11 protein-coding genes and 2 pseudogenes are annotated in these 14,143 nt (G+C 64.3%); 2 read left to right on the top strand and 11 right to left on the bottom strand.

What is annotated here, in order from left to right; genetic code table 11:
- Positions 1-16: 16 nt before the first annotated feature.
- The 7 genes from tssH to tssB form a co-directional block, all read right to left on the bottom strand.
- Positions 17-2,683 carry a type VI secretion system ATPase TssH gene (gene tssH, locus J2X58_RS00915; RefSeq protein WP_310045941.1) on the bottom strand — a complete coding sequence of 889 codons (2,667 nt, stop codon included), beginning with the start codon at positions 2,681-2,683 and terminating at the stop codon, positions 17-19.
- Positions 2,680-3,750 carry a type VI secretion system baseplate subunit TssG gene (tssG, locus tag J2X58_RS00910; RefSeq protein WP_310045940.1) on the bottom strand — a complete coding sequence of 357 codons (1,071 nt, stop codon included), beginning with the start codon at positions 3,748-3,750 and terminating at the stop codon, positions 2,680-2,682. Before tssG ends, tssH begins: the two co-directional genes overlap by 4 nt.
- On the bottom strand, positions 3,714-5,579 hold the full coding sequence (gene tssF / locus J2X58_RS00905; RefSeq protein WP_310045938.1) for a type VI secretion system baseplate subunit TssF: 1,866 nt from the start codon (positions 5,577-5,579) through the stop codon (positions 3,714-3,716). The genes tssG and tssF overlap by 37 nt, the downstream gene beginning before the upstream one ends.
- Positions 5,580-5,585: 6 nt before the next feature.
- Complete coding sequence (gene tssE, locus J2X58_RS00900) at positions 5,586-6,089, bottom strand: type VI secretion system baseplate subunit TssE (protein WP_090054708.1); 504 nt, start codon at positions 6,087-6,089, stop codon at positions 5,586-5,588.
- Positions 6,090-6,096: 7 nt separating this feature from the next.
- On the bottom strand, positions 6,097-6,603 hold the full coding sequence (locus J2X58_RS00895; RefSeq protein WP_090178168.1) for a type VI secretion system tube protein Hcp: 507 nt from the start codon (positions 6,601-6,603) through the stop codon (positions 6,097-6,099).
- A 92-nt stretch (positions 6,604-6,695) separates the two neighbouring features.
- A complete protein-coding gene (tssC, locus tag J2X58_RS00890; RefSeq protein ID WP_310045934.1) occupies positions 6,696-8,189 on the bottom strand; it encodes a type VI secretion system contractile sheath large subunit in 1,494 nt (497 codons plus the stop codon).
- Between the two features lie 4 nt (positions 8,190-8,193).
- The gene (gene tssB / locus J2X58_RS00885) at positions 8,194-8,706 is read right to left on the bottom strand and encodes a type VI secretion system contractile sheath small subunit (RefSeq protein WP_090054713.1); all 513 of its coding nucleotides are present in this window, start codon (positions 8,704-8,706) and stop codon (positions 8,194-8,196) included.
- Positions 8,707-8,942: 236 nt separating this feature from the next.
- Here tssB and J2X58_RS00880 point away from each other — a divergent pair, with 236 nt between their 5' ends.
- Complete coding sequence (locus J2X58_RS00880; protein WP_310045933.1) at positions 8,943-9,968, top strand: magnesium and cobalt transport protein CorA; 1,026 nt, start codon at positions 8,943-8,945, stop codon at positions 9,966-9,968.
- A gap of 826 nt (positions 9,969-10,794) precedes the next feature.
- On the opposite strand, the gene J2X58_RS00875 is transcribed toward J2X58_RS00880, so the two are convergent.
- The 3 genes and pseudogenes from J2X58_RS00875 to J2X58_RS00865 form a co-directional block, all read right to left on the bottom strand.
- Positions 10,795-11,031, bottom strand: a complete 237-nt coding sequence (locus J2X58_RS00875) for a hypothetical protein (protein ID WP_310045932.1) — start codon at positions 11,029-11,031, stop codon at positions 10,795-10,797.
- A 258-nt stretch (positions 11,032-11,289) separates the two neighbouring features.
- Positions 11,290-11,457 (bottom strand): annotated as a pseudogene (locus J2X58_RS00870) (RHS repeat-associated core domain-containing protein); the annotation flags it as partial.
- A gap of 618 nt (positions 11,458-12,075) precedes the next feature.
- Complete coding sequence (locus tag J2X58_RS00865; RefSeq protein WP_310045930.1) at positions 12,076-12,450, bottom strand: hypothetical protein; 375 nt, start codon at positions 12,448-12,450, stop codon at positions 12,076-12,078.
- 454 nt (positions 12,451-12,904) lie between these two features.
- On the opposite strand from J2X58_RS00865, the pseudogene J2X58_RS00860 reads away from it, so the two are divergent.
- Positions 12,905-13,075 (top strand): annotated as a pseudogene (locus J2X58_RS00860) (CorA family divalent cation transporter); the annotation flags it as partial.
- A gap of 479 nt (positions 13,076-13,554) precedes the next feature.
- Here the strand turns inward: J2X58_RS00860 and J2X58_RS00855 are convergent.
- On the bottom strand, positions 13,555-13,977 hold the full coding sequence (locus tag J2X58_RS00855; RefSeq protein ID WP_310045929.1) for a hypothetical protein: 423 nt from the start codon (positions 13,975-13,977) through the stop codon (positions 13,555-13,557).
- Positions 13,978-14,143 lie beyond the last annotated feature (166 nt).

Raw genomic sequence — 14,143 nt, 5'->3', positions numbered from 1 at the left:
TTCGTACCGGGAAGAGTCAGGCAAGCTGCGGCGCAGCGGCGTGGAAGTCGTAGGCGAACGAGCCGTCGACGACATCGATGCGGACGGCTTCGACGGGCACGCCCTCGATCGTGCGCATGAGCAGTTCGCGACTGATATCCGGCAGCATCGTTTGAGTCAGGATCGCGTCGATCATTCGTCCGCCGGATTCGCTTTCCGTGCAGCGCGACACCACGAGGTCCACGACGGCATCGCTCACCTCGAACGGCACGCGGTAACGCGATTCCACGCGACGCTTGATGCGATCCAATTGCAGCCTGACGATGCGGCCGAGCATGGCCTCGCTGAGCGGGTAGTACGGGATGGCGACGAGGCGGCCGAGCAGCGCGGGCGGAAATACATCCAGGAGCGGCGCGCGCAGGGCCTTGCCGATCGTCTCCGGATCGGGTGTCGGTGAGGCAGCGGCACACATCCGCGCGATCACGTCGGTACCGGCATTGCTGGTCAGGATGATCAGCGTGTTGCGGAAGTCGATGCGGCGACCCTCGCCGTCCTCCATCACGCCCTTGTCGAATACCTGGAAGAAGATCTCATGGACGTCCGGATGGGCCTTCTCCACCTCGTCGAGCAGCACGACGGAGTACGGTCTGCGACGCACCGCCTCGGTCAGCACGCCGCCCTCGCCGTAGCCGACATAGCCCGGCGGCGCGCCCTTGAGCGTGGAGACCGTGTGCGCCTCCTGGAACTCGCTCATGTTGATCGTGATGAGGTTCTGCTCGCCACCGTAGAGCGCCTCGGCGAGCGCGAGCGCCGTCTCGGTCTTGCCCACCCCCGAGGTGCCCGCGAGAAGGAAGACGCCGATGGGTTTGTCGGGGTTATCGAGACCGGCGCGCGAGGTCTGGATGCGCCGGGCGATGGCGTCCATCGCATGGTCCTGCCCGATGACCCGCTGTCCCATCAGCGACGCCAGGTTCATCACGGTGTCGAGTTCGCTGCGCAGCATCCGGCCGACGGGAATACCGGTCCAGTCGGCGAGCACCGCGGCGACCGCCTGGTGGTCGACCGTCGGCAGGATGAGCGGCGTTTCGCCCTGGCGCTCCGCGAGACGCGCCTGCAACGCGCGCAGCTCGACGAGCACGCCGTCGCGTTCCTCGCCTGACGGCGCCTCGTCGCGGAGCCGCGCCCGCAACGCGAGCACGCCATCGACCAGGGTCTTTTCCTCCGCCCAGCCGGCTTCGAGATCCGCGAGCCGGGCGCGCTCGGCGACGAGACGCGTGTCGACGTCGGTTTCGCGCTCCACCACATCGATGCCCACGGCCTTCTCGCGCGCCACGATCGCCTGCTCGGTCTCCAGCGCCTGGATCCGCTTGCGTGAATCGTCGACGGCGGCAGGCACGGCATGCTGGCTTACCGCCACGCGCGCGCACGCCGTGTCGAGCAGGCTCACCGCCTTGTCGGGCAGCTGCCGTGCCGGGATGTAGCGATGCGACAGCTTCACAGCGGCCTCGATCGCTTCGTCGAGTACCTGCACCCCGTGGTGCGACTCCATGACGCCGGCGACCGTCCGCAACATGAGCACGCCGCGCGCCTCGTCGGGCTCGCCGACCTGCACCGTCTGGAAGCGGCGCGTGAGTGCAGGATCCTTCTCGATGTGCTTCTTGTATTCGGCCCACGTCGTCGCGCCGATGGTGCGAAGCGTGCCGCGCGCCAGCGCGGGCTTCAGCAGGTTGGCGGCGTCGCCCGTCCCTGCCGCGCCACCCGCGCCGACCAGCGTGTGCGCTTCGTCGATGAAGAGGATGACCGGCTTTTCCGAGGCCTGCACCTCGTCGATCACCTGGCGGAGGCGGCTCTCGAATTCGCCCTTCATGCTCGCACCGGCCTGCAGCAGGCCGACATCGAGCGCGCGCAGCTCGACGTCGCGAAGGGCCGGCGGCACATCGCCCGCCACGATCCGCTGCGCGAAACCCTCGACGACGGCGGTCTTGCCGACGCCCGCCTCGCCGACCAGCATCGGGTTGTTCTGGCGGCGTCGCATGAGGATGTCGACGACCTGGCGGATCTCGTCGTCGCGTCCCACCACCGGGTCGATCGATCCGTCGCGGGCCTGCGCGGTGAGGTCGACCGTGTAACGCCGCAAGCCGTCGCGACCACCGAGGGCGGCGGGAGCGTCATCGGCGGGCGTCGAACGGGCATCCATCCGGAAGCCGTCGCTCGCGGCGAGCCGGTCTTCGGGCGATCCGGCGACGATGCCGGGAAGCGTGTCGACGAAGCCTTCGGCGCGCAGCTTGTCGAATTCGGGCGAGATGGCGGTCAGCACGTGGCGCAGGCGGCGCGTGCGCACGATCCCGGCGAGCAGGTAGCCGGTGCGCACCTGCGCTTCGCCGAACGTCAGCGTCGCATACACCCACGCACGTTCCACCGCTTCCTCGATGTCGGCCGACAGGTCGCTCACCGAGGTCGCGCCACCCGGGAGACGCTCCAGCGCGTCGTCGATGTCCCGCGCGAGCCGCGAGGCGTCGATGCCGGCGTGACGCACGACGCGATGCGCGTCGGAGTCGGCCAGTTGCAGGATCTGCTGCAGCCAGTGGACGAGCTCCACCTCGCGATGCCCACGCAGGCGGCAGGCCACGGTCGCGCTCTCGATCGCCTTGTAGGCGATGGCGTTGAGCTTTCCGAAGAGCGCGGTACGGCTGATATCGGTCACGATGGAGTCCTCGAGCGAAGCGGGTTGGCCGTGGCCCGGGGGGCCACGGCTGGATGGGAGTCGGGCTGGAGCACGAGATCGTCCGCGTCGTCCGGGCCGGCGAAGCGGCCCATCCACGTCGACAGGCCCATGCGGGCGCCGCGGCCGAGGTGCGCCTGTGGCACCTCGTCGCGACGCAGGATGAGCTGGACGTCCCACGCCATCGGATCGCCGACGTAGAAGCGGACGGCGGCGATCAGCACCGGAAGCGCCTCGCCACCCGGCAAGAAGCGCCGGTAGTCGGCCATCGCCATCGGTCCGAGGCGGATGCGGAAGCGGTTCTGGGCGTCGCGCACCGCGGCGCCCAGAACCGCCGTCGTACCCAGCGCCGCCATCGCCTGCCCCATGCGTAGCCGCCCTTCGTCGGGCAGCGGCATCCAGCCCACGACGAATTCGTCCACGTGCACCGCGACGTCGAAGAACGCCGCTAGCATCGCGACCAGCCCTTCGGCATTGCGTGCCTGCGCGACGAGGCGCCCGGTCATGTAACGGCGGAAGCGGTCGGGCAGCGCGTCGCGGTCGGCGAGCGACGGCGCGTCGATGCCCGCCAGCGCCCCGGCGTAGCGCGCGAACGCGTCGTCGTCCGGTCGGTCCAGCTGCGCGGTCGGCTGGGACTCGGCCCACGCCCTGTAGAACAGGCTGAGCATGCGGTGGTGGAACACGTCGGCGAACGCGGTGAACGTCGCATCGCGCGCCGTGCGCTCGCGTTCCAGCGTGTATTCGGTGAGATGCAGCGGCAGCGCGCCGTTCGGACCCCAGAGCCCGAGCATCAGGCTGCGGATACGTGGCGGACGGCCGGGCTCCGCGTCGACGCGGTCGATGGCGCGAGGGGCGAACGTGAGCGACGGCGCATGCGCGAGGCGCACGGGATCGTCCGCGAGGCGCGCGGAACGGCCGAGCCGCGGGCGGTCGACGTGAACGCACTCCACCCGCCGCAGCGCACCGAACCAGTCGAACGAACCCGGGTCGGCACGCAGCGCGTCGAAGAGCGCTACAGGATCGGGCGCGTGCCGGAGCGAGCCGTCCACCGTGCCACCTCGTTGCGTTCCAGGGTATGCAGCACCGTCTCGGTGAACGAATTCAGCGAGACGTAGCGCGAGAAGAAGTGCCGCATCACCGAGCCGAAGAGGTACGCGCCCGAGCCCTCGAACGCGCGGTCCTCACAGGTGATGCGTATCTCGAGGCCACGGCCGTACGTCGCCGGGCCCGGGATCGGAAGGCGCCGCACGATCGGCGCGGAGCGCACGTCGCGTACGCCGTCGACCAGCCGCCGCGTGGCCGCGTCGTGCTCGTCGGCGTAGAGCAGCAGCATCTCGCGCAGCGCCACGGCACCGTCGTCGTGATCGAGCAGCGAGAGGTAGTTCAGTTGCAGGTGGCTGATCAGCTTCCACGCCGCCTGCCCTTCCGCCATCGCGCCGCGGGGCCGCGTGGGTCCGGCCAGGCAGCGGATGCTGCGCACCGGCGCCTCGGTGTCGAGTTCGAAATCGGTGCGCCCCTTCCCGACCGGCATGTGCAGCGGCAGGTCGCGGTTGCTGCAGAGCAGCTGCATGCCGATCTGGCGAAGGCTGCTCGCGTAAGGGGCCTCCCGCGCGTCGACCAGCGAGACGAACACCTCGCTTCCGCCATAGCTCGACCGCGGCCCGTCGCGGCGCTGCCGCGAGGAAAGCAGACGCGGCTCGCGGCGAAGCGTGTAGAACGCGCCGGCCGGGTCGTGCCACGTGCGGGCATCCCCGCCGTAGAACGACCGGAACGCCTGTTCCGGCTCCTGGCTATCGCCATAGCCCTGCACGTCGCCGATGTCGAAGACTTCGAAGTCGAGCGGACGCGAACGGTCCGCCAGCACGTGGTACTCCGCGGCGCCGTCACGCAGGTGGATGCGGTCGGCCCGGCGCGGGAAAAGGTTGACGGCCGGCGTGCAGAACAGACGGAGGAACGACGCGTCCACGGCGCCGTCGAGGCGAGCGACGCCGCGGTCGAACCAGACGACGATGTCGAACCCGCTGGCGGACGATTGCGCGAGCACGCGCCGCAGTCCGGTGAACGCGGCGAACTGGAAGCGCTGCGGGCACGCGAAGTATTCCTGCAGAAGCCGATACCCGCTGAAGGACCGGTCCACCGGCGGCAGCAGCGCTTCGTCGTCGCCGAAGCCGCGCGCTTCGATGCGTGCCTGCTCGATGAAACGCGACTCCCCATCGACGACGACGGAAAAGCCGAGCCCGTTACCGAGCACCTGCTCGTGGAGAAGCCCCGGAAGATCGCCCGTTCCGGCGAAGAAGAGCGGCAACTCGTCGAAGGCCAGCGCATCGAGGCGCGCGCCGGCGTTCAGGCCGAAGCGCAGGCGCAAGGCCGCGCGCGGCGCGGTCCCGGCTGGCACGACGAGCCCGGCCGCCGCGATCGCCGCGGGAGTGGCGAGGTAGCCCGCCTCGCGCAGGCCCAGCGGAAGCAACGTCACGGCGTGCGCGGTGCGGTACTCGCAGGCCGTCCGCTCGCCGAAGCCGATCTGGCTGCGCAGCGCGGTGCCACGCGGCACGATGTGACCTTCGACCGGCAAGGTGCCGGCGTCGTCCGGCGTGAGCTCGACGACGGCCATCGACGGCACCGGCGCGAGGTAATGGGGATAGACCATGCGCAGCAGGTGCTGCGTGAACACCGGATGCTGCGCATCCAGCTTCATCTGCACGCGCGCGGCCATGAAGGCGAACCCTTCAAGGAGCCGCTCGACGTAGGGATCGGCGCATTCGATGCCCTCCATGCCCAGGCGGCCGGCGATCTTCGGATACGCGCGCGCGAACTCCGCGCCCGACTCGCGGACGTGCTGGAGTTCCTGGTTGTAGTAGCGGAGCAGTCGGGGGTCCATGGCGCTCTAACCGACGCCGTCGAACACGCTGAAGCGCGCGGTTTCGAGGTCGACTTCGGTTCTCAGGTACAGGTTCAGTGGCATGGGCTGCGCCCACATCGTCGAGACGATGCGGAACGACAGCGTGAGGCGGTCCATGCGCGACACGTCCGTCTGCACGTCGACCTGCAGGCTCGCCGGGTCGAGCCGCGGTTCGAACGCGACGATCGACGCGCGAATGCGCTGCGCGAGCTCCTCGACGTCCATGCCGGCGATCGCGGCACCCGTGAGGTCGGGAATGCCGTAGCCGATGACCGAGCTCCCGACGTGCGGAAGCCCGGCCTCGTCATCGCCCGCGCCGCGGCGCGTGCAGTTGAACAGCCAGCCCAGGTCGCGCACGACGTGCTCGCGCAAACGCGCCGCCGTCATCACGCGCTTCTCGCGGCTTTCCTCGGTGACGTGAGGCTCGTCGTCGCGAAGTCGGTCCAGCAGCGAGGGCTGGAGCCGTTCCTGGGTGGTCAGTTCCGCCATGCGTTACTCAGGCCTGGCCCTTGACCTGCTGCATGTCGTACGTGAACTCCTTCTTGCCGCCGTCCGGCTTGCCCTTGTCGTCCTGCGGCTGGAAGGCGTACTTGAACTTGCCGAAGTGCAGCGTGATGTTCTCGGTCAGGCGCTCGTCGCCACCGCTGCCGCCGGTGGACATCGACGTGACCATGACGCCCTCGCTCAGCTCGATCGTGACGAAATCGGTCTGCTCGCCCGTGGCGTTGGTGACGTAGAGCGTGGCGTTCTCCACGCGCGCGCCGGTGCAGCAGGCGTTGAGCAGGGCGTTGGAGCAGGAATCGACGAACTTGGTGATCGTGATGTCCTGCACGTTGGCCTTGCCGCCCGACGCGTAACCGGCACCGGTATGCAGGTTGCCCGAGTTGCTGGCACCCCAGGCCCACGCGATGATCGGTACCTCGCCCTTGTGCTTGGCGTGGTTGGATGCGCCCTCGATCTTGACCTGACCGGGGCCGAACTTGATGTGCATGTCGAATGCCATGGACGATTTCCTCGTTGACGCGTGAACGGGTGGCAAAAGGTTCCCGTCGCGCCCGTCGATTCAGGGCGCGAGGGTGTTTCAAGGTGACCGGATCAGGCGGCCTTGCCGGAAGGCAGGCGCGCGACCAGACGCAGCGACACCGTGAGGCCTTCCAGCTGGTAATGCGGCTTCAGGTAGAACTTGGAGGTGTAGTAGCCAGGGTTGCCCTCGACTTCCTCCACCACGACCTGCGCGGCGGCGAGCGGCTTGCGGGCCTTGGTTTCCTCGCTGGAGTTCACCGGATCGCCGTCGACGTAGTTGAGCACCCAGCTGCTGAGCCAGTTCTCCATCTGCTCGCGCGTGCTGAACGAGCCGATCTTGTCGCGGACGATGCACTTCAGATAGTGCGCGAAGCGCGAGCAGGCGAACATGTACGGCAGGCGCGCGCTGAGCGCCGCGTTGGCGGTCGCATCCGGATCGTCGTACTCCTCCGGCCGGGCCAGCGACTGCGCGCCGATGAAGGCCGCCATGTCGGAGTTCTTGCGATGCACGACCGGCATGAGGCCCATCTTGTCCAGTTCGGCCGAGCGGCGATCGGTGATCGCGATCTCGGTCGGACACTTCATGTCCACGCCGCCGTCGTCGGTCGGGAAGACGTGCGCCGGGAGGTTGTCGACGATGCCGCCCGATTCGACGCCGCGGATGCGCGTGCACCAGCCGTACTGCTTGAACGAGCGGTTGATGTTCACGCCCATCGCGTAGGCGGCGTTCTGCCAGGTGTACTTCGACGAATCGGCGCCGGCGGTGTCTTCCTCAAAATCGAAGTCCTCGACCGGATCGGTCTTCGCGCCGTACGGAAGGCGGGCCAGCGTGCGCGGCATCGTCAGCGCGACGTACTTGGCGTCCTCGCTGTCGCGCAGCGAGCGCCATGCCGCGTAGTCCGGCGTGGTGTAGATCTTCGCCAGGTCACGGGGATTGGCCAGCTCGTTCCAGCCGTCCATGCCCAGGAGGCCCGGCGCGGCGGCGGCGATGAACGGCGCGTGCGAGGCGGCGGCGATCTGCGACATGCCGCGCAGCAGTTCGACGTCCTGCGGGCTGTGGTCGAAGTAGTAATCGCCGATGAGGCAACCGTACGGCTCGCCACCGAGCTGGCCGTATTCTTCCTCGTAGATCTTCTTGAAGATCGGGCTCTGGTCCCAGGCGGTGCCCTTGTAGCGCTTGAGCGTGCGGCCCAGTTCGCTCTTGGAGACGTTCATCACGCGGATCTTCAGCTGCGTGTCCGACTCGGTGTTGGTCACCAGGTGGTGCAGGCCGCGCCAGGCGCCTTCCAGCTGCTGGAATTCCGGATGGTGCAGGATCAGGTTGATCTGCTCGGTGAGCTTGCGGTCGATCTCGGCGATGTACGCGTTGATCGTCTGGGCGACGTCGTCCGACACCACGTCGGCACGGTCGAGCACCTGCTCGGCCAGCGTGCGGACGGCGGATTCGACCTCTTCGCGCGCCCGCTCGCTCTTGGGACGGAACTCCTTCGTCAGGAGGGCCGCGAAATCGTTGCCCTCGACGGTGTCGACCGACGGCTCGACGGCCTGGGTCTGTTGCGTGGCCATGGGATCAGCCCTCCTGCGGGTCGTTGGTCTTGCGCGTGGCGGCGAGCGCGGCCAGCAGCGCGGGATCCTGCAATGCCTGGGCGATCAGCTTCTCCGCGCCGGCCTTGCCGTCGAGGTAGGTGCCCAGGTTGGCCAGCTGCGTGCGCGCCTCGAGCAGCTTCGCCAGCGGCTCGACGCTGCGGGCGATCGCGGCGGGCGTGAAATCGTCCATGTGCGAGAAGCTCATGGCCACGTTGAGGCTGCCCTCGCCGGTCAAGGTATTGGGCACGCTGATGGCGACCGACGGGCGGGTGGACTCCAGCCGCTCGTTGAAGTTGTCCGCGTCGATCTCCAGCGCCTTGCGCTCCTCGATCGCCGGCAGGTCCGCCGCGCTGGCGCCCGAGAGTTCGGCCATCACGCCCATCACGAAGGGGATGCTGACCTTCTTCTGGGCGCCGTAGAGCTCGACGTCGTATTCGATCTGGACCCGCGGGGCGCGGTTGCGGGCGATGAACTTCTGGCTGCTCGGCTTGGCCATGGAGGCGTCCTCTGGCATTTCAATAGACAACATGAATCAACTTGATAGTTTTGTTTCACCCTATCAATCGAGGCGCCATTGTCGACCACGGTACCCGCCACCTGAAATCGTTCGTCGATATAGGAGGCATAAAGAGATGTGATAGCTCCCGACGTCATGAACGCCGCCTTCGTCCGGTACGCGCGCGCGGCGCTTTGCGATTGCCGCGTCACATGGGCGACGGCATCATGCCCGCCATGGAATCCGTCTCGATCGTCCCCGAAGCCCCTGCCCCCGTCCTGCCCTCGGGCGGCATGGTCGTCAACTGCGTGGCCTACCGCACCGACGGGTGTCGCATCGGCGACATCAGCATCGATGCGATCAGCGACGTGCTGAAGGAGCCGGATACGTTCGTCTGGGTGGGGCTGCACGAACCCGACGAAGCCCTGCTGCTGAAGCTGCAGGAGGAATTCAACCTGCACGATCTGGCGATCGAGGACGCGCAGCACGCGCACCAGCGCACCAAGATCGAAGCCTACGGCGACTCGCTGTTCATCGTGGCGCAGACGGCGCAGCTCGTCGGCGGCAACATCGCCTTCGGCGAAACGCAGATCTTCCTCGGCCGCCGCTACTTCGTGACGGTCCGCCACGGCGCGTCGCTCTCGTACGCGCCGGCGCGCCGCAGCTGCGAGCAGACGCCGGAGCTGCTGGCGATGGGTCCGAGCTACGCGCTGTACGCGGTGCTCGACTTCATCGTGGACAACTTCCTGCCGATCGTCCGCGACTTCCGGCAGGAGCTGCACGAGCTCGAGAACGACATCTTCGCGGAGACGTACAACCGCCAGACCATCAAGCGCCTGTACGACATGCAACGGGAACTGATGACGCTACGTCTCGCCGTCGCGCCGCTGCAGGACATCGTGGCCCAGCTGACCCGCCTGCACCCGCACCTGATCCACGACGAACTGCGCGCGTACTTCCGCGACATCTACGATCACGTGTTCCGCGTCAACGAATCCATTTCGGCCATGCGCGAAATGCTCGGCGCCGCCATCAGCGTGAACCTCGCCCTCGTCACCTTCGGCCAGAACGAGGTGATGAAGAAACTCGCCGGCTGGGCGGCCATGCTCGCCGCCCCGACGCTGATCACCAGCTGGTACGGCATGAACTTCGTGCACATGCCCGAGCTCGACAAACCCTGGGCCTACCCCGCCATCACCTGCCTGGTGGCCTGCATCGTCGGTGGCATCTTCATCGCGCTGAAGCGCAATCGGTGGTTCTGAGGATCTGAACCAACATTCCGGTTGTTTTGTGGGAAGCGCGCTCGCGCGCGAATGGGTGCTCGCCCCAAGCTCCCATTCGCGCGATCGAAATTTCACGCAACAAACCCGCTGCCACGCTCAGAAGAAGCTGTTTCGATGCACCACACGCGGTGAATGGCCTCATACCCCGCTGGATCGTGTTACCGGTGGACGTTGTGGCTCAAGCCACTTTCCGCAACGAAATGCCGCCCCAGCACAGGGAGAGGATTCCGCCGGTGCCCGACACCTCGGCGCAGTCGGTAGCGTCGGCTCCACGTCGGTTCCTCCGCGGTCCCCCAGCGGGTCGCGGAACAAAGAACGCCCGCTCAACATCCGAAGGGGCCGCATCGCAGCACCGCCGATGACGTCACTAAAAACTAAACCGATCGCATTGGTATGCGAACGACCGCACAGAAGATAGCGCCGGAAATCAGTCCCATAAGTAGACCTGTAAAAATTTGCTCTAACAGTATGCTCAAATTAAAGGGCCATCTACCCCGAAGTAGCGCAGCCGCGACTACGAACGTGATCATGCCTATGACGCCTGCCCCAGCGCAGACGTAGGCAAAAGTTAGCCTTCTCCAGCGAGTAAGAGCTATCAACCATGGCCAGCCAAAAGCAGCCAGCGCTAAGAAAGCAATCGGCGCGCCGAAAAGGTAAGTGAAGCCTAACGACAATGCCCACGCTTGCCACGCCTGATCGGTGCCCGTAACGAGATCATAAAGCCCGTAAACAACGGAAAAGGCCAGTGGCGTTAGGAGTGACGTAACGAGGATGCCCAGCCAAATTCTGTCTGGAGTCAGCTTTATCATTGACATGCGGGCGCCTTACACCAGTGAACTGCCGCGTTGCTCCACGGAAGATCCCCACCAAAAACAGGAAGTCCCCAGGAAGACACGGAACCACCCGCTATAGCATCGAAGATTTGATGATGAAAATCGGCAATTGATTGACCACTGACCATCACCGGGTTGGTAGGAGACGCATTTAAGGCGTCCAGCTGAGCAGCACGCGCAGCGAGCAGTGCTTTTCGAATGGCATCCATTTTTTCATCCGTCATCACTTTGGCTGAGGCACACGTCCCGCCCGGTGGAAGGTGGTCAGAAATCAGCATCGCAAGCCGGTAATTCGCTACCCCCGAAAGAAGGCCAACATTGCTAGCAACATCACCTGCTTCGCAGGCATACGGGTCTCCTCCAGCACACGCTGTGCTGTAATAATTCCTCCAGTCCCCGGCTTTTGCATACGCCCTTTCCGTTGGAGTATTCCAGCAGCCTTGGCCCGAACAGGCAAGTCCAGTGGGATCTGTCCTCATAAGGGGGTTGCCTCCCACGTATGAATACGTAGATGCACCACTGACCAACCCAATCGGGTCGCTCTGGACATAACGTCCGGTTGTCGGATCGTAGTAGCGATTAAGGTTGTCGCTCAGTCCACTCTCGGCATCAAAGTACTGTCCGGGAAACCGCAGATTGACCAGTCAGTCGCCCTCCGATTCTGAAGCGCTGCTAGTCAGCGGAGAGCAAATGATCAATATCTATGACTGCACCGATTGTTCCAGCAAAAAGTGACATCGAAGGTGGAATCATGATGGACGGATACCGTCCATCCATGCCTTGGATTGCTATCGTGAGCACGGCTGATCCTTCGGAAGCAAAACGACGAAATGCATCGGTGCGTGGTACGAGTTCAGGCTCGAGCGTCCGCCAGCATGCGTCCAAAGAGCCCTCGGCGCTCTTTGTCGACTCGATCGACCAGAGATTCGACCTCGGAAGAACACGAACTGGATCACGTTCGCCCTTCAACAACGCGGCTGACGGCTCGACACCCGTAGCCGTCGAAATCTCGAGCGGAGGGGTCGAAGTATTCCTTAGAGAGAACGAGATAAACATGTAGTCGGACGTGATTTCCACCCATTTACGTTCATGTGAAGGTATTCCATTTCTCCGGTTCCCTGGCGGGGGCCCGAGTACATGTGTCCATTCCCATCCAGGAATAAATCTCGATCGCTACCCAGCTGGAGATCCCGATTCATCGCATGAGCGCTCTCTTATCCGTTCGCTTGACATGCCTCAGCGAGAAGAAAAAATCATTGCGCAGCGAACGCGAAGTCGTCCTCGGTCCCTTCAAGGAGACTCTTCGGAGTGGAAAAGCCAAAGAAACTGACTTCCAGGAACATTGGAACACCGTCTCGGAGGAACAGTACGAAGTCAACTCCGCCTGGCAACGACGGATGCTGCGCCCACACCGCAAGGTGTTCTGGCGCCCCGTCGATGGGCACGTTCTTCGGGTATTCCAAGTGAACGAACTGGCCCACGCAACTATCTGGGTATGCAACGTCCGGACTCCACTCTCGCCGTTCCACCGCCATATGACTGACTATATCGTCTGCATCGCCCGGACTGATGCCCCCGTTCGAAAACATCACATGCAGAACCCTTGCCTCGATGCTGGTCAATTTCATGGGATAAACGCAGTTCCGATATCGAATTGACCATCTGTTAGCACACCGCGAAGTACTACGCGAAGGCCCGATAGGCTGCCGCATTACCCGTGCCCAACCGCGCGCTCCGTCTCATGCCACATGCCAGGCAGAGGTCATACCGCTGGCACGTCTGGCTTCCATTGTCGCATCGACCGTTAACAGATGCGGCGCGCACCCATCCGTTCCATTCGCCGCTGCCGAAGTCAAGACCGCGGCCCTCCTTCATCGTCCCCTTTCGTAACCCGACCCTTCCATTCCGCTGCCAACCATGAGCTATCAGTCGTGTCGGCTCCGGAACGCCTCATGACGCTCCACGTACCTGGGCTGCCGGGGCGGAATTGTTTCATTGACAGATTCCTTATCGACTTCTCTCTGCTCCTCACCGACGGCTCCCGGCTGCCCTGCCCGAATGGTCTTTTGTATCGGCCATAACGAGGTGATGAAGAAGCTCGCCCGTTGGGCGGCCATGCTCGCCGCACCGACGCTGATCACCAGCTGGTGCGGCATGAACTTCGTGCACATGCCCGAGCTCGAAAAATCGTGGGCCTACACCGCCATCGCCTGCCTAGTGGCCTGCATCGTCGGCTGCATCTCCGTGACGATCCTCCTTGATGCCTGGACCTGTGGTGAGCATCTTGATCACGTAAGCGACAAACTCTCGGATCAGGTCGCTATCGTCGGAGAAATCCCATTTTTCGAAGATCGTCCAGTCGCGCCCTTTCAATTTGCAACCAGCTTCATCCGTGTACACATAAAGCTCGACTGATAGATTCTCCTGGATCACCCTGGCGTATTCGTACGCCTCGTGCTTTCCACGTACCAGATCAAACTGGAAAGGCTGCAGTCGACGCAACGCTAGCTCTCTGGCGAGAGCAGCAATGCATCTTTCGGAGAAGCTGGTCATCACCCTTTACCCGTAGCCCAGAGATCAAAGTGAGCGCTGCCGATGACGGCTTACCGCGCTTCCGGAGTCACGTGTTCGGTGTACTCATCCAGGTCTGTCGAGCGCAACCTCATCACTCGGCGCGAATGCCGGCTATATGCAAACTCCACCGATGCCGCCAGCCGGAGCGGCAGCACCGATCAAGCGAAGAAGCCCTTCACCCTTCGATTCAGGAATAGGTAAGCGCTCAAAGCCGTGACTTGCAAGGCAGCGAAGAGACAATCGTAAAAATAGTCGTCGGTGGGATAACTCACGCCGTTGATCAGCTCGATAAAATAGGCTGCCACGTAGAGGCCCGCGAAACCGGATACGTAAACCGCTCGACCAAGCCGCCGAGCTTTAAGTAGCAAGATTCCGGCGCTGAAAAAGAAGGAAACAACTACAGCGAATACCAACCCGCTGCCGTTGATCCACCAGTCTTCTAATCCAACCCTTCTCTGACCGACAACAGCACCGCCCGGGAGGACCGTCGGCACTACGAGCAATACCGACGTCAGCGAGAACAGTGTTAAGACCTTGAGAGGTCCAGGCATTCTTCTGAAATTGACGACGAGGTTATTCATGTCTGGTGAACTACAACTTCAATACCGGTCGATAATCCCATCCCAAGAGCTTTCACCGATAGCCGATCGAAGGTTAGCGAATCGGCCGAACCGTCCAGTTTCAACCTTCGAGGCATGGCAGCTCGCGCAGACGACCCCTGCCAACCCGCGAATGAGAGGCTGACAG

Source organism: Luteibacter sp. 3190 (genome assembly GCF_031456385.1).
Classification (GTDB): Bacteria; Pseudomonadota; Gammaproteobacteria; order Xanthomonadales; family Rhodanobacteraceae; genus Luteibacter.
Note: the sequence above shows the minus strand (reverse complement) of the source record. Positions and strands in the feature narration are given on the sequence as shown.